Here is a 21,137-nt window from a genome sequence, read left to right on the forward strand (position 1 = left end):
CACAATGCCGTTAAAAATCTGTATGTTTGTTTTTAATAACTGTCAGCATGATTCAAGAGTACTCAAAGAAGCAGGTACTTTGGCCAGGGCAGGACATGATGTAAGAATAATCGCCCTGCTCGACAAAGACTCTCTGCCTCTTGAAGAACGCGACGGGTTCAAGATCATCCGCATAGAACGCGACCCGATCCATTACCGTATACTTCGGGCAATACGCATAGGCACGTGGAAACATACTTTAACCCGGCCGCTATCCTGCATCCGTCGTCTACTGGTCCGCATTCCCAAAGCTGCGGTTCGCACTTCACGCTCATTCCTGTCCAAATTTAAGCGACGCCGCCTCAAATCTTCAGCAAAGCTAAAAGCTTCTTTTTTACGGCGATCCTTTAACAAAACAGTAGATGCGGCCCTCGACTACCACAACCACGTAAAAACAATCGGCGCGCGAACACATATTCGACAAAATTTCAAAAAACATCCGATCTACTTTTTAATAATAGGCTGGTTGATCATTTCTGCTTATCTATTCACGCGATATGGCTATGTGATTGCAAAAATTTCTATTTGCCGCCCATTAATAATCTTGTGGGCTCGGCATCTTAGAAGTATTCTAAAACTTCATATCATTCGATTCTTAAAGATACTGTGGGCCCGACACTTGCGAAGAATATATAATCTCGGAATCTGTCGCCCTTTTATAGTCTTAGAAACTCGATTATCACGCAGTCTGAACAATTTCTTTTATGGGTGCTGCAAGAAACTTCTAATGAGATTTCACCGCCCTCTTTGCTTTTTAGACTATTATAATCGCAGTTATCCTCGTGTCCTCACTGACCCGGCAGATGTATATCATGCTCACGATCTCAACACACTGCCCCTGGCCTACAAGTTACACAAGAAAACTGGTGGCTCTATTGTTTACGACTCCCACGAGTTTTACGTTGAGCGAAACAGAGCGAACAAGACAACTCCGTTTCATAAGTTCCTTCTCAAAAGATTCGAAGCCTTTTACGTCAAAAACTGCGAACACGTTATAACCGTCAGCAGCTCCATAGGTAAAGAACTGAAAAAACGGTACTCGGTTAAACAACTGTCAATCATATTGAACGCGCCGCAACGTACCGATTCTGCTTGTTTGACAACGAACGAAAACATAACTTTACGATCACAGATCGGCATCGATGCAAATAAGAAGATAATCCTCTATGTGGGCAACATCAGCCTTAACAGAGGACTCGAAAATCTGATACAAAGTCTTTCGTATTTAGACAACTGCGTTCTCGTTATGATGGGCAAAGCAACGCAAACCTACGCCGACAAGCTATGCGAAGTGGCAGTTGATTCAGGCGTCAGCGACCAGGTACATTTTTTCGGACCTGTACCGCAAAAACAGGTAATAAAGTATGCATCATCCGCAGACATTGGGGCAGCTCCTATTCTCAATGCATGTCTGAGCTATTATTACTGCCTGCCGAACAAGCTCTTCGAGTGCATGTCTGCTGGCCTGCCGACAATCGGCAGCAACTTCCCCGAACTTAAAAAAGTCATAGAGGGCTACGGTATAGGAAAAACATTCGATCCGGAAAGCCCCCAGGACATTGCCGACGCCGTTAAATACATCCTTGCCGATGAAAATGCACTCAACGAAATGCGCAAAAGATCCCTCGAGGCTTCTGAAGTATTTAACTGGCAAAATGAAGCCGAAAAGTTGCTGGCAATTTATGAAGCCCTAGATTTCAAACCGGAAGTTTACCCGCAAATAGTTTCAGCTTAGCTCATGACGATTTCTATAAAACCTTCACAAGATCACCCCGACGTTTCCATCGTAATGCCCTGCCGAAATGAAGAGGCGCACATCGCCCAATGCATACAATCCGTGCTCGACCAGGACTATCCTGCGGACAATTACGAACTGTTGATCGTGGACGGCATGAGTGACGATCAGACCCGCAAGATAGTACACGATAATTTCGGAAACACCGAAAATATCAGAGTTATTGACAACCCGGCAAGAACTACACCCCACGCCCTCAATGCGGGCATCAAAAACGCACGGGGGCAGATCATAATGATCATGGGAGCTCACGCACACTACGCAAGCGATTACGTCTCTAAGTGTGTGAAATCATTGCTCTCAACAGACGCAGACAATGTTGGAGGTATCTGCCGTGTTCTCTGTGATGACAAAAACCTTCTGCACAGATCGATTGCTGCCGCTCTGAGCTCCCCCTTCGGGGTGGGCAATTCCTATTTCCGGATCGGCACTGCCGAAAGGCGATATGTCGACACAGTCTTCGGAGGCTGCTATCGCAAGGAAATCTTCGAAAAAATCGGTCTTTTCGACACCGACCTCCTTCGTGGACAGGATACTGAGTTCAACGCAAGACTGCGAAAAAATGGCGGAAAGATACTGCTCGACCCTCAAATTGTTTCCGCTTATGTAGCAAGAGACACGCTCAAAAAGCTCGTCAAGATGGAATGGCAGTACGGATATTTCAAGCCGCTGGTAATCAAAAAAGTCGGCGGGCTCTTTACCCTTCGGCAAACGGTCCCCCCGGCATTCGTTTTGACATTGGGCATTTTGCTCGTCACGTCTTTTTTCTCCCTGCTGTCCTTCTATATCTTACTTTCATTACTTCTTTTGTATCTCTCGGTCAATATCCCTGCCTCTACCTCAATAGCCCTTAGAAAAGGAATAGGCCAAATTTTATTTTTACCTGTCATCTTTGCCATCATCCATTTTTGCTGGGGCACAGGTTTTCTTGCAGGCACAATAGATTTCATTCTGCTTTCCAAAGAATCAAAGGAAGGCCTCACAGACATTTCACTTACCAGATAATCATCAAATCCGAATCCTCATGCGAAGTGCTTTAAAAGATCTGGGCATTCAATTCAGCTTACTAATAGCTGACACAGTATTGATTGAGATTGTGTTCCTGGCTTCCTTTCTGATCAGATACGGCTTACCTCTGCCCGAAAGAAACATACTCGCCTATGAGAGCAGCTCGCCACTTCTTACATTGATCTATATATTAATGTTTGCGATCTGCCGGGCCTTCAAACGGCGGTTTACCTGCCATTGGGATGTCTTCAAACATGTCGCTTGCGCAATGGCAGTGGGTACCCTCTTCAGTTTCATGGCTGTCTATCTGTTCAGATTTAAATGGATGGCATTCCCGTCCAGCATCTTCCCAATATCCCTTGTCCTGGGTACGATCGTAATATCAGTTAGCAACATGGTAATCCTGCGTTTGACTGGCAGAATAAAAAAACGGGTCCTCGTTCTCGGCAGCAAGGGGCAAGATTTTTTCTTTGGAGGTAAAAAAAGGCTCGTACTCATTCATACCCATAACATTGTCGATATGCCCAAGTACAAGGACATTGATGAAATACTGATTTGTGAAAAAATCCACGAGGACTCGCAGCTTAACCTGCTGATTTTTCTTTTTCTAAAATCTAAAGTGGATGTAATTTTCAGCCCAGACTTATACGATGAGCTGCTTAGCAATAATTTGACAGAAAAAACTTCTATTCAGTTTCTTTCAACATTCCTCGGCAAAAAATCCGGCTGGGAGGAATTTCTGATTTGGTCCGTAGACATTATCTCCAGCATTGCGCTTCTCATACTCACCCTGCCGATAACCATTCCAACTGCCATGCTGATCAAGTTGACGTCGCCGGGCCCTGTCTTCTACCTGCAAAGACGAGCCGGGAAGGACGGTAAATTTTTTACGTTGATCAAGTTCCGCACAATGGTTGACGATGCCGAGCACAAGACCGGACCTGTCCTCGCACAAGAAAATGACCAGCGGGTTACAAAACTGGGCCGTTTCCTTCGCCAGACAAGAATAGACGAACTGCCGCAGCTAATAAATATAATCAAAGGAGACATGAGTATGGTGGGCCCAAGACCTGAGCGGCCTCATTTCGCCAAGCTGCACAAAGCACTCAGAGGCATCAGACTCGCTGTCAAACCGGGACTTACAGGACTTGCACAGATAAGAAGCTCCTACGACATAAAGCCCGAACACAAGAAGAAATACGATTACCTCTACATTCAGCGGCGCTCCGCACTGCTGAACATTTACCTGATGATCAAAACCCTTCCCATAATTTTGCTTCGCAAAGGTATCTAACCCCCCTCCTCAGCTCTAAGCTTGTACACATACACCCCCTCCTTTTCTGCATCACCTGAAAACGTCTTCACCCTCCTTGCAGACGGATTTTCCATTCTGTCGTAATCCTTTGCCTCTATTGCAACATAGTCTGCGTCTGACGGAACATCTCGCACAAAAACTTCCCACTGGCGGCTTGAATAAAACCCAAGCCTCGCATCCAGGACCCCTATTAACGCATCCTCCGGACAGTTTTCGTCAAGCCACTCTGCAGCCTGTAAAAACTGCTGTTTATCGAAATTGATCGGCCGAAACAGTCGCGGCAAGCAAACAGCGATTGCAGCAGCCAGAAGAAACAGGGCATACATCCGGACAGAAGCAAAGTTCAGCTTGGAGTGCAGCCATTTAGCAATATCTATCCCGCCCACAGGAACAAAGAACACTGCAAATGCGATCATCGGCAGACAATGCCTGGAGCTGACATACCCATGCGTTACGTGCAGAAGCACCAGCATGCCAAAGTAAATGCCCATCAAACACCAGATGAAAAACCATTCATCTCTAAGCAGGTCTTTACCTCGTCTGAATGATTTTGCTGCCCCAAGCAGCAACGGTACCACAAAAACGTAATTTACAGTCTGCCCAATTACTTCCAGCACTTCCCATGAACTTTCCAGCACACCAGTCTGTGTCTGAGCACAAACCCACTGCAAATGCCCCGAAACATGCGATAGATTTCGATTCATCTGGCAAACAGCAAACAAGCCCCTCAACTGCGGAGCAACAAGGTCGCCCCCTACTTTCACATAAAAAATAGAAGGAATAGCAAATCCCGCCAAGGCGGCTAAGGCCATCAACGCCGTCTTTCCTTTCCCGGTTCCCTGATTTAGTCCTGCAAAAACAGCTACCGCCCATCCCCCGACAACCAGCATCAACAGCACTGCCTCCGGACGGATCATCTGACCTACTCCAGCGCAGATCCCCGCACCAGCAAAAGCCCAGATGTTCTGTCTGCGGCTGCCAAGCATCAGAAGCAACAGTCCCAAACCCAGAAACAAAATGTAAGGCCACTCCCTGAGTACGTCACTTCCATACTTCGCCGGGGCTGGCAAAATCAACAGTATTAAAACTGCCCAGAAGCTCTTCCCCGCACCCACCACCAATTTACCCACAAAATACAACGGGATAATTGCGGCAATCTTGCAAAGCAGGGTAACCGACTGCGCAGCCGTGGTCCAGCCTACCAGACTGTCTGGCATAACGACAAAACCAAGCACACGATACCATGCACTTATCATGTAGGGATATCCGGGTCCGTACACTCTGCTTCCTAGCGAGCCCGTTGCAGCCAGATCTTTCGCATCCTCTATGTACCCAACCCCGTCTTTTGCTATAACTACGGTTGTCGCAATGAGATATAAACCTATCGCAAGTGCGACACAGATCAATATGGTGATTTTGAGTGAATCGCCAGACTTCTCTATTTTCAGATCGTTAAAAGCGTGCATCTATTCGTCTCCGGTTACTGCTGCAGATGTAGATCATCATTTTAAGTTTATCTCGGGTGTTCGCAAATATAAAACATGCTAACCTGTTTTTTGCCGGGCAGCGTCGACCAAAAAATCTCTTAAAATTTAACCTTGCCTCTTCACGGATATCCTTCATAATGGACTTCGAAAGGCAGTAAATTAATTGGGTTTCGCTGGAGGACCTGCCATGACGCCACAGGAGCTTACAAATAAGCTGGACGAGATAATCGATCACTCACGCACTGCGGTACTGGCTACCACAGACGCAAACAAACAGTCCCACATGCGATGGATGACCCCAGCAATGCTAAAATTCCGCCCCCGGGAGATATTCGCCTTCTCCATACCCGGCTCAGCCAAACTTGACCACATCCACACAAACCACAACGTCCAGTGGATGTTCCAAAGCCGCGACCTTCGCGAGATAATCACCGTCGAAGCCTCTGCGAACATAATAGACAACCCTTCCATCAAGACCGAACTCATGGAAATCATCGGTCACAGACTAGGCATCTTTTGGAAAGCGAATGTCGGTGCCGAAGAATTTGTCGTGCTCGAAACCGCCATCAAGCACGCAACATACTTCCTGCCCATGAAAGGCATTCGCCAAAACGTAAACTTCGCTTAGGAGATTTCTCCATGGCACAGACACCTGACGTCAAGAAGTATGACAAAAAGTTTCTGATCGGCCTTCTCGAACAGATGGCCCTCATCAGGCGTTTCGAGGAAAAGGCCGCCCAGCAATACGGCCTCCGCAAAATAGGCGGTTTCTGCCACATCTACATAGGCCAGGAAGCCGTCGCGACCGGCGCAGTCTCAGCAGTCGACCTCGCCAAAGACTACGTACTCACAGCATACCGCGACCACGGCCACGCCCTCGCCGTCGGCATGGACCCGAAATCCGTCATGGCCGAACTTTACGGCAAGAAAACCGGCTGCAGCCGTGCAAAAGGCGGCTCGATGCATATGTTCGATGCGAGCAAAAACTTCCTCGGCGGCAACGGCATCGTCGGCGCACACATCCCCGTATCCACGGGCGTAGGCCTCAAGATAAAATACCGCGAAGAAGACGGCGTGGTCCTCTGCTTTTTCGGCGATGGCGCCATCCACCAGGGTTCTTTCCACGAGTCCCTTAATATGGCGGGCGTTTGGAAGTTGCCCGTTGTCTACATCTGCGAAAACAACCAGTACGGCATGGGAACCGACTACAGACGCGTATCAGCCGAGCCCGACCTCTGGAAACTGGCCGGCTCGTACAAAATGCCCGGCACCTTCGCAGACGGCATGAACGCCCTCGACGTACATGAAAAAGTCAAAACCGCCGTCGAACGGGCCCGCTCCGACTCTCAGCCCAGTCTCATCGAGGCCCGCACCTACCGCTACATGGGCCATTCAATGAGCGACCCTGCCAAGTACCGCACCAAAGAAGAACTCATGGAGCAGAAAGAGCAGGACCCGATTATCATCCTGCAAAAACAGATGAACGAAGCCGACATGCTCACCGACGACGAATACAAGGAAATTGACGACAAAGCGAAGGAAACGGTCAAAGAAGCGATAGACTTCGCAGAGAACAGCGAAGAACCCGAAATCGACTCATTATATGAAGACGTACTTGCTTAACCCGGGGACAAAAACATGGCTGTGATAAGTTACAGAGACGCACTTAACCAGGCTCTTGACGAGGAAATGACCCGCGACGACAGCGTCCTGCTTATGGGCGAAGAAGTCGCACAATACAACGGAGCGTACAAAGTCAGCCGAGGTCTGTGGGACAAATACGGCGACAAACGCGTCATCGACACGCCCATTACAGAAGAAGGCTTCACAGGTATCGGCGTCGGAGCCGCGATCGCGGGCCTGCGACCAGTCGTAGAATGGATGACCTTCAACTTCAGCATCCAGGCACTCGATCAGATCGTCAACAACGCCGCCAAAATGCGCCACATGTCCGGCGGACAACTCAAGGTCCCCATCGTCTTCCGCGGTGCCAACGGCCCTGCCGAATACCTCAGCTCCCAGCATTCCCAGGCACTTGCGACCTATTACGCCCACGTACCGGGACTCAAAGTCGTCGCAGCAGCCACCCCTTACGACGCCAAGGGCCTGCTCAAATCCGCCATTCGCGACGACAATCCCGTCGTCATGATGGAAGCCGAACTGCTCTACGGCATCGAAGGCGAAGTCCCCAAAGACGAATACCTCGTCCCAATAGGCCAGGCTGACATCAAGCGTCCCGGCGACGAAGTCACCATCATATCCTTCGGCAAAGTCGTCCACAAGGCCCTCGACGCAGCAAAACAACTGGAAAACGAAGGCATAAGCGCTGAAGTCATCGACCTTCGCAGCCTCCGCCCCCTCGACGAGGAGGCCATCATCAAGTCCGTCCAAAAAACCAATCGCTGCGTGATCGTCGACGAATCCTGGCCGGTCTGCAGCTTCGGCTCATACGTATCCCACATCGTCGCGCACAACTGCTTCGACGTCCTCGACGCACAAGTCGAGCTCATCTCGAGCATCGACGTACCCATGCCCTACAACCACACACTCGAACTGGCGGTCCAGCCGTCGGTCAAGAAGATAGTACGAGCAGCAAAGAAAGTTCTCTATATCGAAGACTGAGGAGTAATCCATGGCTGAAAAAGTCCCAATGATCGCACTTTCACCAACTATGGAAGACGGCCACATCGTCAAATGGGTAAAAGAGGAAGGCGAACAGGTCGATACCGGCGAGGTCCTCTGCGAGGTCGAAACCGACAAGGCTACAATGGAGTACGAATCGACGTTCGAGGGCACCCTTCTCAAGATCGTCGTCCCAGAAGGCGAAAGCGCCAAAGTCGGCCAGATGATCGCCGTCATCGGCGAAGAAGGCGAAGACATATCAGAACTCCTCAAAGAAGAGCCCTCCGAACCCGAAGAAAAAGAAAAAACCGAGGCACAGAAACAAGAGCCCGAAGAAACAGCCGAAGAAGAACCTATCGAAGAAGGCGCAGAAGAGCAAACAGAACCCAAAGAACAAAAAGAAGAACCGAAAGAAAAACCCAAACCTCAGCCCGCCGCAGCCAAAACCAAATCCAGCCCGCTCGCCCGCAAGATCGCCCAGGAACACGGCATAGATATCGAGCAGATCGAAGGCTCCGGCCCCGACGGACGTGTCGTAGAAGCCGACGTCAAAAAAGCCGTCGAACAAGGCACCACAGGCAAAACCGCCCCCGCTGCCGCAGCACCAGCAGAATTCACCGAAAAGACAGAAAAAGTATCGCAAAAACGCTGGCTCATCGCAAAACGCATGACCGAATCAAAATTCTCTGCCCCCCACTACTACCTCAAAGTATCCGTCCAGATGGACGACCTCATGGCAAGCAGAAGCCGCATAAACGAAAAACTCGACGGCAAAATATCGCTCAATGCCATCCTCCTCAAGCTCATCGCCCAGACACTCACAAAACACCCCACCGTAAACGCAAGCTGGAACGACGACTCCATCACCATGCACGGCCGAGTCGACATCGGCGTAGCGGTCGCCCAAAAGGACGGCCTCATCGCCCCCGTTGTACGAAACTGCGAAACCAAAACCATCCGCCAAATCGACAGCGAGTTGCGTGACCTCATCGACAAGGCCCGCACCGGCTCGCTTTCCTCCGGCTCCTATTCCAACCCCACCTTCACAATCTCCAACCTCGGCGCGATGGGCATCGAAGAATTCACCGCCATAATCAACCAGCCCGCTTCCGCAATACTAGCCATCGGCCAGATCACCCCCACCCCGATCATAAACGGATCAGGCGAGTTCGACGCTGCCAAGATCATGAAGCTGACCCTCGCATGCGATCACCGCGTTATCGACGGCGCAGTAGGTGCGGCCTTCCTCAGCGAACTAAAGCAGACCCTCGAAAACCCGCTACAGGCCGTCTGCTGACGTACACCGGATACTTCTTAATCAGCAGGGTACACAGTGCGCACCGGCAATATTTAAACCGCTCCTTGTCCCCACCCCTGCGCTCATATATAATCGAAGGCTTTAATTCAGCAATTTTATAGGAATAACAATATGTCTTCGCAAAAACCCACAATCAATGACTGGGACCTCAGCACAACCAACCTCCGCCGTCTCAAGAACGTCAACTACGAAGTAGCCGTCATCCCCGTAGGCGCAACCGAGGCCCACAACTGGCACCTGCCCGAAGGACTCGATTTCATGCACGCAGGCCACGTCGCCCGCGAAAGCTGCCGCAAAGCATGGCAGAACTGTCAAAACATCGTCTGCCTGCCGCCCCTCCCCTACGGCGTCGACTGCAATCAAATGTCCTTCCCCCTCGCCATACACCTCTCGCAGTCAACCCTCGACCAGGTAATGCGCGAAATAATCACATCCCTCAAACATCATGGCATCCGAAAAATCGTCATCGTCAATGGCCACGGCGGAAACAATTTCGAACCGTTCGTCCGCCAGGTCCAGAGCGACCTCGATGTCCACGTATTCCTCTGCAACTGGTGGAAGATCGGCTTCGACAAATACGACGAGATCTTTACCCGACCCGACGACCACGGCGGCCAGATGGAAACCTCCGTCGCAATGGCCCTTTGCCCCGAACTGGTCGAAATAGAAAATGCCGGCACAGGCCACGCCCCGCCCTTCCGCTTCGAGGCACTTAACAAAGGATGGGTCAAAACCAGCCGCGACTTCGGCAAGCTCAACGATCACTGCGGCGTAGGCAACCCAGAAGGCTCAACACCCGAGCGTGGCCGGCAATACCTCGAACTCGCATGCGACCGGCTGAGCGGCTTCCTGACCGACCTCGCGACCACCCCCATCGACGACAACTTCCCCATGCAGCCGTAAACCGCTCACAGCATAACCCAGCGCAAACAAAAACGGGCCGCCCACCTCGATGAGCCGCCCGTTTTTTCATTCATATTCTGCCAGATCTGCTATTCACTGCCTTCCAGAACCAGCTTCGCGTCAACCCAGTCACCGTGGTCCTTGTCGCTGGTCTCGCCCGTATCGATCAGTACAAGACGCACTTCCTCGACACCGCGAATATCCAGATCCATAAGCTGCTTGACGTTATCACCAGTCATATCAGGGCTCTCAAAGATCAGCTTGCCGTCAGCGAAGACACGGAACATCGCACTGCCGCCCGAACCGACCTCGTCATCGAGACCAACATGCCCGGTCAACTTATCCCAAGGCCCGTCCAGCTTGTAAACCAGCTCCGAACCCGAGCTCACGCCGATACCCTTACGATACGTCTGATCGTTAACCGTGATCGTCCTGCCGCCGATGCTCTTATCCATGCGGTATTCGCCCTTGACACTGGCAGGCTCAAGATCGCTCAGATAAACAACCTTGTCCGGCAAAGGCTCAGCATTGAGATCACGCAAAACGTTGAACTCCGCCGCCGAACCGAACTTATTGCCATTGAACCCGTTCAGTATCTTGATCCGAACGAACTCTCCCCACGTAACAGGCAGATCCACATGCTGCATTTCTTTGATAGGCTCAAAGCTGCCCTTGTAAACAGGCTCGCCGTAATCGTCCTTGCTGCGACCGATATACAGCTCAAAATCCTTGATCATACCGTTACCAAGATTCTGCCTCGCCATATATTCTAACCCGTTGATCGCATACAGACCGTTCAGCCCGATATCGATAATGTACGGATGCTCGGTCACATCATCGCCCGGATTCTTACTGTAATTCGAATGCCAGATAGTCTCAGGCGTACCGTCGAACGCGTTATTGATAGAGTTACCCTGTTGCGAATTCGTAGTAACCGTAAACTCGGACTTATCCAGATCAGGCCTTACCTCCGGCACCGGATAGTCCGGCGAAGCAGGTATCTCAGCATCCTCATCGATGTCCAGATGCAGCTTAGCCGACTCATCCGTCGACCTGCGTGCAAGCCTTATATGCACGATACCGCGTCTGTCCTCGGCATCATAATACCACGCCTGCCTCGCGCTGTCATACGCCTTCGGCTCAGTCAGCTCGAGCACCTCTTCGCCGTCCACCGTAATAGAATCAGGCTTGACCTCCGAGTGTATCGTGAACTGATAGACCCGCGAATCCAGCTTGCCGTCAAACTGACCAACGCTCGGACCAACCGTCACTTCAACATCACCCGCAACGCCCTTCGGCGCCTTAACCTCGATAAGCTGCGTTGCAAATTCGCCGTTCTGATACTCACGCGTCTTACCGTCATCCTCATACATCTCAAACGACGACTCGCCGTACGGATAGATATCGAACGTTAGCGGATCATAAGCCTTCTGACCGGTATACAGCATCTCCGGATACATCGGAATTATCGCACCGGCCTTGACAATAACCGGCAGCTTCTCGAGCGTAACCGGATACGCATCGATCGTCTTTGGGCCTTCGATCCGCCTGCCGTCCCAGTAATCGATCCACTGACCGTCAGGCAGATAAATATCTTCCTTCCGCCATCCCTTGCTCACGTTCATGCTCGTATACACCGGCGCGATCACCATCCAGTCACCCAGCATATACTGATACTGCGTAGTCTTATCCCACGTCTTCTTATCCTCAGGATAGTTCCAGATCATTCCCCGCACGATCGGAGCACCCGTATCGTAAGCCTCCTTCGTATACTTATACATGTAAGGCATCATACGATTCTTCAGCTTCAGATACTTGCGGTTGATCGAAAGGTAAGGCTCCTCATAGCTCCACGGACTCTTGTTCATCCTGCTCCAGCCGTTCATCGCATACAGCACAGGCGTAAAGCACTTCCACTGCAGATCACGCGTATACGTCTCCGGACTTCCGCCGAAGATACCGTCCACATCCGTCGTCGCATAAGCCTGCCCGGACATCCCCGAACCGATCAGCGTCGGAATATGATAGCGGATCAGATCCCACGAGCCTGCCTGATCACCGGTCCAGCAAACAGAGTACCGCTGAGTCCCCGCCCAGCCCTGCACGGTCCACACAAAGCCCCGAGTTTCCGAATTACTCACCAGCGATTCCCACGCCTGCTTGTTCGCATCCAGCGACCACTGATAAGCCGGTCCCGTCCATGCGACGTCCAGCTTCTGCAGTCTCGTCCCTGCCGTACCGACTTCCCATTCCGTCTTCGCCAGCCCCTTCTCGGTCCAAAGCCCCGTATAAAATCCAAGAGCCTCCAGACTATCAACAACATAAGGCAGCTCGACATAACCACAGCCGTACCCGTCATTGACCAACAACCACCCGCCCGGCATATCGTGCTTGCGATACTGCTCGGCACAGCGATCTATTACGTCCGTGGTGATCTCCACAAAATTGCCGTCTTCATCTTTGAGAGGCTCCCCCGTTTCCTTGTCACGCGTCATCCACGCATCCGCTTCGCCAAGCTGCAGCGCCCACAACGGAACGAAATTAGGCCTGCCCGTAAACTTCGTGTACAGATCAACCACACGATGGAAAGAATCACCCACGAAATAATATGCGTCAAAACGATCCTCGTTGTGCATCAGACTGATCGACTGATTGGATGTAAAATCGTATGCCCCAGTCGCAAAGGTATTCCGCAACACGCCGTAGCCCTTACTGCTCAGATAGAACGGAGCAGGATTCGGATGTCCGCCCTCGTTCCAGTTACCGTCCGCACGGATGTCGATCTTAGTACCCTTGTGCGAAAAATAACCGTTCTGCTGACCGCCGCCGTAAAAGTACTCGTCAATTTCGGTACTCAGTTTCTGAACCGTCTTCTCGCCAAACTGCAGCGGCTCCATCTCTTCCCACATAAGCTCGCCGTCACTGTCCTTGAGCTCAAACCGACAGTTCTGCTTATCCATGCTCAATTCCAGCACATCTGAAGTGAACGTCACGGAATCGTCCGTCTCCGTAACCTTGATCTCCGCACCATCGCGTACATGATTAATAACGATCTGCGCCTTCTCAGGATTGTTCCTCGGATCGGCAAAATCACCCTCATATGCCGCACTGATACGGAACACGTCCGCCTGGTAGAATATCACCCTGACCTCATACCCATTATCCGTCTGAGCTGTATACTCCTTGATCGCGGGCCTCTGAGTAAACTTCTCCACGGCCCCAGGCTTTGAAGCATGCTCATCCGCAACAGCCGTAAAACCAGCCGCCAAACACAAAAGAAAAACAAATACGACTTTAACCAATTGATTCGATGCAAAACCTGTTTTCATTTGTACGCCATCCACTCTTCACAAAAAAGTTAAATTTCCCGCACGAAATGCGGTCTTATGATACAAACGCCCATTGACCACAAAAATACAAAAAACGAATGCCAATAGCAAGCAATTTAAGCATTACACCCCGCCTCAAAAATTCCAACAATACTGCCCATCTGCCGCCATCATCAACATGCAATCACCTGAATTTATAGCTCAGTCACGCAGTCTTTCCTGCCGCTTCAACGCCAGTTTAAGCTGACGCGGATCAGATATGTAATAGGCCCACGCAGCATCACCCGAACCGATCACCTGCCAGTGCTCGTATACCGTCTTCTCAACGTATTCAGGCAGTTCATGATCAACCCACGAATTGCGTTCCCACTCAGTGATTGCCGCAACAACATCGCCCACCTCATCTGATTCCATGACCGTGGGTTCCAGTTCATCCGGATCCTCGCTCAGGTCATACGCAAAAACCTTTCGCAGATAAGGCCAGTAAATATACTTCATATCCCCCTCAACATATCCCAGCGGACTCTGGTCATACCACGACGAAAAGAAAAACCGTCTCTCAGGATCTAGCTGTCCCCCAAGTGCATTAAATCCGTCAAATTCAATACCCTGAACCTTAACCCCCGCTAGCTCCAACAGCGTTGGCGTCACATCGAGCTGCGAACAGGGAGTTTCCACTTTCCTGCCCCCCTCCAGTCCGCCCGGCCAGTTTATCACCCACGGAACCCTGATAACCTCCTCATGCGGTATCCACCTGCCGTTATCAAGCTCATCCCTAAAACTCGTCCCGTGATCTCCGATAACACAGAATATCGTATCCTCTGCCAGCCCCCTCTTATCGAGCTCATCCCTCATCCTGCCGATAAAATCATCAGTATACCTGACCGTTTTCAGATAACGCGAATAAGCATTTTCCTCCGCATTCGCTTCCTCGCCGGGCAATTCGTAAGGATCGTGCGCAACCGACGTCAAAACTGTCAGTAGAAAAGGCTCCTCGCTCTTATCAATCCATTCAAAAGCCGGGCCCGTCAACCGCATATCATCACCCGAGAGATACCCAAGGTTCACGGACGGATCTTCCAGATTCTCCCTGTACCACCCCCAGTCAAATCCGAAATTACTGCAAAGACTCGGTGCACACTCAAATGTACCTTTAGCCGCAACAAAAAAAGCACTTCGATAACCAACCGCTCCCAGAATAGAAGGCAAACTCGCATAGCTATGCTCCACCGGCAATGCCTCCACATAATCCGCCCTGATAACCGGATCGGTCCCTGCAAGCGTCGCCCACAATGCCTTCGTCGTATGCGAAACCGGAACACGCGTACAATCCATATTCACCCCGGCTTCCGCCAGCTCAGCAAGATTCGGCGTTGTCCCAGCCGCCCCATCGCCCAGCGAAGTTGCCTCGTATGACACACTTTCGAGCAAAATTACCACGATGTTGGGCCTTTGCTCACCTTCTGCACTCACACGCACCTCATCCAGCGAATAAAGCTCTCTGCCACTGTCGCTCTTCTCCTCGTCGCCGGGGTTTACACTGGAAACTATCGCTTGCCAGTGACTGCTGAAACCAAGTATTTCACATATGGCAGGAGATCTGGGCTGAGATTTGACTTCTTGCTGAATGATCACGATCAAAGCAACAATAAGGGCGGTCCTGGCAGCAAATTTGAGATGATAAAGGCGCTCTTTTACAACCTTGGAAGGCTTCACAAAAAACTTGGTAAGAATAATCGCGCAAATAGCCCCCAGTATCCCTAGCAGTATGAACCTGCCCCAGCCGGCACGCAAATGGGTCACCACCAAAGGCCAAAGATCCTTAAAATCCCGCGCCAACACCCTGATCAGCCCGCTGTGAAGTTGCACCCCGCTGCGTATAAGCCACCCGGTATTCAGCAAAGACCACGCACAAACCGCCAGGGATATCGCTATGGCCCCCCTGGCCATCGTCCGCGAGGGCCTCAGCGCATACAGCATGCTTATTATTAAAAGTATAGTGCCGAAAAACAAGAGATCGGAAATTGCAACAATCCCTATTTGAGCCATACCGCCCAACTGATCCTGCTTGTAAAGCACGATCGCCTTGCCGGCCACTGTACACACCAGGCTTATCAGCAGTATCACTGTCTCTATCCTGCAAGACACATATTCCTGCACAAACTTTGACAGCCTTGCCGTACCTTTATTCAGTTTATTTGTAGGTTTGGCCATTAAAAAACGTCCCACAACTTACCCGTTAACTGGGCAATCTAACACAACAGCAGCAAAATTACAAATCATTTCTTTAATATTATCTCCGCTTTGTGTGCATAATGCCCAAAGCAAATTAACAATTTCTAAACCCCTGAGTCCGGCTAGGCAACCTGAAACTGGCAAAAACCCATTCAGCCGAAATACTCATTGATTGGCTATGGCCGTTTTACTATAATACTATTTTGCTGCCAACCCTGCTTAGCGAGTAGACAGATGTCAAAAAGTCAAAAACTCAAGGACATGGTCCCAAAGCACGACTTCCTCAAAGTCGAACAGGCCTTCCGCAAACACGTCGGCCTTGGACTGGAGACGACAGACACAGACGGCTACGAAGTACGCCAACTCTGCTCATCTGACTGCCATCCCGAATTTTGCCGACAGATCCGTGAATCCCGCCCCGGCTCCAGCAGGTGCCGCGAAGACAGACGCCGAAGCCTTACCATGGCCTTCGAAACCGGCCAGCCCTACATATCCATCTGCCACGCCGGACTCGTCCTTGTCTGCGTACCAATAATGGAAAAGGACACACCCCTCGGAGGCCTCTTCTTCGCCAAATGCCTCTCTGAACCGGTAAATGAGGTTATCACAGAAGACATAATAAAACGTCTCCGCGGACTCAGACCATCCAAAATCAGAATGGCCCTGACCCTGGAAAAGCTGCCCGTCTGCTCGGCAAGGCAGATCCACGAAGCCGCAGAATTCCTCTTTATCCTGTTCTACGAAATCACCGGCCTTGACCCCCGGGTAGTAAAATGGCGACGCGAAAAAGCCGACCAGCAGGCCCAGATCAGCGAATATATCCAGGAAAGCAAGAAGGTCGGCCCCAGTACCCACTACCCATACAAGAGCGAACGAAAACTCATCAGCAAGGTCAAGATAGGCGACAGAACGGGAGCAAAAGAGATCCTCAACTCCATGCTCGCGGAAATAATCATACAAAATCCCGGCCAGCTCAGCGTCCTCAAGGCCCGCCTGGTCGAGCTTCTCAGCATCCTCAGCCGAGCAGCAGTCGAAGGCGGCGTCGACATAAACGACATGCTAAAGGACAACCTGGTCTACATCGAAAAAATAATGAACATCGACACTCAGGACGAACTCTGCGCATGGGCCGGCAAGGCCCTGGACGAATTCACCGACAAGGTCTACGCAAACCAGGACGACCAGAAAATGACCCAGATCAAGCCGGCCATAGAACACATGAAGATGCACTTCGACCGAACCTTGTCGCTCGCGGAGATCGCCAAGGCCGCACACCTCAGCGTTTCCAGGCTCGCCCACATCTTCAAGGAGCAGATGGGCATGACGATCGTTGACTATCTCACTAGTCTGCGGATCGATTACGCCAAACGCCTCCTGCTCGGCACCGACGAGAGCTGCACGATGATCTGCTATAAAATAGGCTACAACAACCAGAGCTATTTCACCCGGACTTTCAAAACAGTCACAGGCATGACCCCTCGCCAGTTCCGCGAGAAAAACAAACGCCCGCCCAACCCCGAAGCAAAGGGAAAGGCCTCCTGAACCTCAACTGACCCCTCAAAATCGTCCCCTTGCAAACTGCATTCTTGACACCCCCATCTTTTTACACATACTATAGCCGCATGAATAAGAAGATTGCATTACTCGGATCGACCGGATCGATAGGCACAAATACATTGCGCGTTACCGAATCACTTGGATCGCACTATGAGATTTACGCCCTCACCGCGCACAGCAAATACGAGCTGCTCGCTGAACAGGCTCGCAAGTTCAATCCCGCTGTCGTCGCCCTCACCGATCCGCAACTGGCTGATAAATTCAAAAATGCACTAGGCGACTATACAGGCGAGGTTCTTATCGGACCAGACAGCCTTTGCACCATCGCCAAAATGCCCGAGGTGAACACCGTAGTAACCGCGATCGTCGGTGCCGCGGGCCTGCCCGCAGTCCTCACAGCCGCCGAGCACGGCAAAACCCTCGCCATCGCAAACAAGGAACCACTCGTCATCGCTGGCGAGCTACTCACCGAGGCCGCCGCCAAAAGCGGTGCGAAAATTCTCCCGATAGACAGCGAGCATTCCGCCATTTTCCAGTGCCTCCAGGCCGGAAAAACAAGCGAAGTACAGAAAATCATCCTAACTGCCTCAGGAGGCCCCTTCCGAACCGCCTCCCCCGAGCAGATCAAAAACGCAACACTCGAAGACGCCCTCGACCACCCAACCTGGTCAATGGGTCCCAAAATAACCGTCGACTCCGCCACAATGATGAACAAGGCCCTCGAAGTCATCGAAGCTGTCTGGCTTTTCGGCGTCCCCGTAGATAAAATAGAGGTTCTGGTCCATCCCGAATCCATCGTCCACTCCCTGGTCGAATTCGTCGACGGCTCGGTCATGGCCCAGCTCGGAGCCCCCGATATGTGCACCCCGATCCAGTACGCTCTGACTTACCCGGACCGCGAAACAGGCATCGCCAGCCACCTCGACCTCGCAAAACTCGGCCAGCTAAGCTTCGAACCGCCAAACCTCGACAACTTCAGGGCACTCAAGGTCGGATTCGATGTAGCGGCCGCGGGCGGCTCTGCACCAGTCGTTTTCAATGCAGCAAACGAAGCCGCAGTAAAAATATTTTTAGAAGGCGGCATAAAATTCGCCCGCATTACCGAACTTATCGAAGAATGTGTGGATAAACATCAAGTAAGGCAGCATATCTCCCTGGAGGAATTGCTCGAAGTAGATAAATGGGCGCGCGAATTCGTCTCAAATGCCGCATCGAAGTCGCCCACCTTATAAATAGCACCGTTCCCTGCAAATAGGGTCAAACAAAGGCCGATATCTGGCCGATAAACACGAATATACTTATTTAAGCGCAAAATTCATAAGACCCGAAGGACTTAATTGATGGCAGAACAGAAAAATAACTTCAGAAATATATTCAACCTGACAATCTTCATCGCCGCAGTGGCTTTCATAGGATACATGATCCTGCACGACCCAATGAATCGCCAGACGGCCTGGAACATCCTCAAGGTCCTCATCGGCTTCGGCGGTGTTGTCGTCATACACGAGTTCGGCCACTTCGTCGTCGCCAAAATGGGCGGCATCAAGGTCAAGGCCTTCTCCGTGGGCTTTCCCCCGCTGTTTATGGGCATCAAACGCACCGAAACCGGCTTTCGCTTCCGCTTCCTGCCCATGATCTTCAACCGCAACCCCGAAAACCCCGACGATGCGGGCCTTGTTTTCACACTGCCAGGCAAATTCAAGCCAGGCGAAACCGAATACAAAATAGGCCTGATCCCCTTCGGCGGCTACGTAGGCATGCTCGGTCAGGACGACACGGGCCCGGCCGAAGAGACCAATGATCCACGCTCATTCGCCAACAAACCAATACCGCTCCGCATCGCAGTAGTCGCAGCAGGCGTGACATTTAACGCAATAAGCGCGATCCTTATCTTCATGACAGTCTTCATGATAGGCCTCGAACTCCCCCCTGCCGTAGTTGGAAATGTCGTACCCAACTCCCCCGCTGAGATCGCAGGACTCCAGCCTGGCGACAGGATCATCCAGATCAACGACCAGGAATTCATCGATTTCACATCGATCCCCATGAATGCGGCCATATCAGACGAGGGCGAACCTCTCGAACTGAAAGTCAAACACCTCGACGGATCTGTCGAAAGCATGGACGTAGTCGCTTCCAAACCCGCCGCATCTTCACTGCCCGTAAGGGCCATCGGTATCGAGCAGGCCGGAACTCTCAAGATCGCGGACCTGAAGGGCCCTCCCGCTGAAATGCTTTACGAACAGACCGGCTTCAAGCCCGGTGACGAGGTCGTAAAGGTAAACGGCACCGATGTCGAATACGCCTGGCAAATGGATCGTCTCATCGAAAAAACAGCGGCCCCCACGACAACATTAACCGTAAAGCGAAAAATCGATGATGGCACAGAATTCGTCGACGTAGATGTCCCGCTAAGTCTGGCAGCTACCAATCGCAACTTTGAAAAAGGCTACGATCTCGCCCACATCTACTCAATGGTTCCCAGACTCAAGATATCAGCAGTCGCTGACAGAACAAGCGCACAGAACTGGAAAGACAAGATCAAACTTTGGTGGCGTGAGAATATACTGAGACAGGAAGTCGAAACCGCAAAGCTGCCCTTTGAAATAGGCGATATACTCGTGCAGGTGGGCGAGGTCAAGAATCCGACTTTCAAGGAACTCAGAGATGTGACCGAGGCCCACAATAACAAGCCAATGTCCGTAAAGGTCATTCGCAAAGACGAAACGGGCAACGAAAAGCTGATGGAACTTACTGCAACCCCCTGGCAGCAGTTTACCCGAAAAGGCGACGGCCAGGTCCAGCTCGGTATCGGCGTCGAACTCGATGCGACTCATCCCGTCGTAGCAAAAACAATAGATGTACAGAACGGCCCTGCCAACCTGAACATAGAATCGGGTGCTAAAATCACCGCTGTCGACGGCCAGAAAGTGAAAAGTTTCTACGACGTAATGCGTGTAATCCGCCAGAACCAGGGACAACGCATCACACTGGACTATCGCGTAAACGAAGAAGTCGCCACCGCGGTCAATCTGGACATCCCCGCGGGCAACGATTTCATAACCGCAAAGAACCTGATTGCCGTTAACATACCATTCAAGCCGCTCAAAGAAGTTTACAAGGCGGCCGGCCCAATCGACGCGATCGCAAAAGGCTCAAAGAAAACATATTCCTTCATCGCCCAGACTCTCTCAACTGTTTTGGGCCTTGCAAAAGGCAACGTCGACCCGACCGCTCTCTCCGGTCCTGTCGGCATCGCCACCGCAAGCTACAGCATCGCAAGCACCGACACCATGTACTACGTTTTCTTCCTCGGACTGATCAGCTCGGTACTGGCGATCATGAACCTGCTGCCGCTGCCCATTGTTGACGGCGGAGTGATAATCCTGCTGCTCATCGAGGCCATAAAAGGCTCACCTCTCAGCAGACTCACGCAGGAAATAATAAGCTACGCAGGCCTGGCATTCATAGCCTTTGTTTTCGTCTGGCTGTTCTACAACGACATACTTAACCTTATTTTGGCCTGATC

The 21,137-nt window shown here is 51.3% G+C and carries 14 protein-coding genes; 11 read left to right on the plus strand and 3 right to left on the minus strand.

Features of this window, described 5'->3' with window-relative positions; translation table 11 throughout:
* Positions 1–4: 4 nt before the first annotated feature.
* From STSP2_RS13525 to STSP2_RS13535, 3 genes are all read left to right on the plus strand, one after another.
* Entirely contained in the window at positions 5–1,774 is a 1,770-nt protein-coding gene (locus tag STSP2_RS13525) for a glycosyltransferase family 4 protein (RefSeq protein ID WP_146663277.1), read from the plus strand.
* A 3-nt stretch (positions 1,775–1,777) separates the two neighbouring features.
* Positions 1,778–2,839 (plus strand): glycosyltransferase family 2 protein, encoded by a 1,062-nt coding sequence (locus tag STSP2_RS13530; protein ID WP_146663278.1) that lies wholly within the window; start codon positions 1,778–1,780, stop codon positions 2,837–2,839.
* Positions 2,840–3,362: 523 nt separating this feature from the next.
* Positions 3,363–4,136, plus strand: a complete 774-nt coding sequence (locus tag STSP2_RS13535) for a sugar transferase (RefSeq protein ID WP_205847906.1) — start codon at positions 3,363–3,365, stop codon at positions 4,134–4,136.
* On the opposite strand, the gene STSP2_RS13540 is transcribed toward STSP2_RS13535, so the two are convergent.
* Entirely contained in the window at positions 4,133–5,623 is a 1,491-nt protein-coding gene (locus tag STSP2_RS13540; RefSeq protein ID WP_146663280.1) for a glycosyltransferase family 39 protein, read from the minus strand. The two genes, STSP2_RS13535 and STSP2_RS13540, sit on opposite strands and share 4 nt — an antisense overlap.
* Positions 5,624–5,831: 208 nt before the next feature.
* On the opposite strand from STSP2_RS13540, the gene STSP2_RS13545 reads away from it, so the two are divergent.
* The 5 genes from STSP2_RS13545 to STSP2_RS13565 all read left to right on the plus strand — a co-directional run bounded on the left by STSP2_RS13545 (position 5,832) and on the right by STSP2_RS13565 (position 10,487).
* The gene (locus tag STSP2_RS13545) at positions 5,832–6,272 is read left to right on the plus strand and encodes a pyridoxamine 5'-phosphate oxidase family protein (protein ID WP_146663281.1); all 441 of its coding nucleotides are present in this window, start codon (positions 5,832–5,834) and stop codon (positions 6,270–6,272) included.
* An 11-nt stretch (positions 6,273–6,283) separates the two neighbouring features.
* Entirely contained in the window at positions 6,284–7,267 is a 984-nt protein-coding gene (pdhA, locus tag STSP2_RS13550) for a pyruvate dehydrogenase (acetyl-transferring) E1 component subunit alpha (protein ID WP_146663282.1), read from the plus strand.
* 15 nt (positions 7,268–7,282) lie between these two features.
* Complete coding sequence (locus STSP2_RS13555) at positions 7,283–8,266, plus strand: pyruvate dehydrogenase complex E1 component subunit beta (RefSeq protein ID WP_146663283.1); 984 nt, start codon at positions 7,283–7,285, stop codon at positions 8,264–8,266.
* A 10-nt stretch (positions 8,267–8,276) separates the two neighbouring features.
* Entirely contained in the window at positions 8,277–9,563 is a 1,287-nt protein-coding gene (locus STSP2_RS13560; RefSeq protein ID WP_146663284.1) for a dihydrolipoamide acetyltransferase family protein, read from the plus strand.
* Between the two features lie 132 nt (positions 9,564–9,695).
* Positions 9,696–10,487, plus strand: coding sequence for a creatininase family protein (locus tag STSP2_RS13565; protein ID WP_146663285.1), 792 nt, complete (start codon positions 9,696–9,698; stop codon positions 10,485–10,487).
* Positions 10,488–10,576: 89 nt separating this feature from the next.
* On the opposite strand, the gene STSP2_RS13570 is transcribed toward STSP2_RS13565, so the two are convergent.
* Both STSP2_RS13570 and STSP2_RS13575 read right to left on the minus strand, forming a co-directional pair.
* A complete protein-coding gene (locus STSP2_RS13570) occupies positions 10,577–13,816 on the minus strand; it encodes an NPCBM/NEW2 domain-containing protein (RefSeq protein ID WP_146663286.1) in 3,240 nt (1,079 codons plus the stop codon).
* 201 nt (positions 13,817–14,017) lie between these two features.
* A complete protein-coding gene (locus STSP2_RS13575) occupies positions 14,018–16,030 on the minus strand; it encodes an LTA synthase family protein (protein ID WP_146663287.1) in 2,013 nt (670 codons plus the stop codon).
* Between the two features lie 255 nt (positions 16,031–16,285).
* Between STSP2_RS13575 and STSP2_RS13580 the strand changes: the two genes are divergently transcribed.
* From STSP2_RS13580 to STSP2_RS13590, 3 genes are all read left to right on the plus strand, one after another.
* Positions 16,286–17,593: a helix-turn-helix domain-containing protein gene (locus tag STSP2_RS13580; protein ID WP_146663288.1), complete on the plus strand. Its 1,308-nt coding sequence runs from the start codon at positions 16,286–16,288 to the stop codon at positions 17,591–17,593.
* A gap of 80 nt (positions 17,594–17,673) precedes the next feature.
* Complete coding sequence (locus STSP2_RS13585; protein WP_146663289.1) at positions 17,674–18,840, plus strand: 1-deoxy-D-xylulose-5-phosphate reductoisomerase; 1,167 nt, start codon at positions 17,674–17,676, stop codon at positions 18,838–18,840.
* 108 nt (positions 18,841–18,948) lie between these two features.
* On the plus strand, positions 18,949–21,135 hold the full coding sequence (locus STSP2_RS13590) for a site-2 protease family protein (RefSeq protein WP_146663290.1): 2,187 nt from the start codon (positions 18,949–18,951) through the stop codon (positions 21,133–21,135).
* The last annotated feature ends 2 nt before the right edge of the window (positions 21,136–21,137 follow it).

The sequence above is a fragment of the Anaerohalosphaera lusitana genome (assembly GCF_002007645.1).
Lineage (GTDB): Bacteria > Planctomycetota > Phycisphaerae > Sedimentisphaerales > Anaerohalosphaeraceae > Anaerohalosphaera > Anaerohalosphaera lusitana.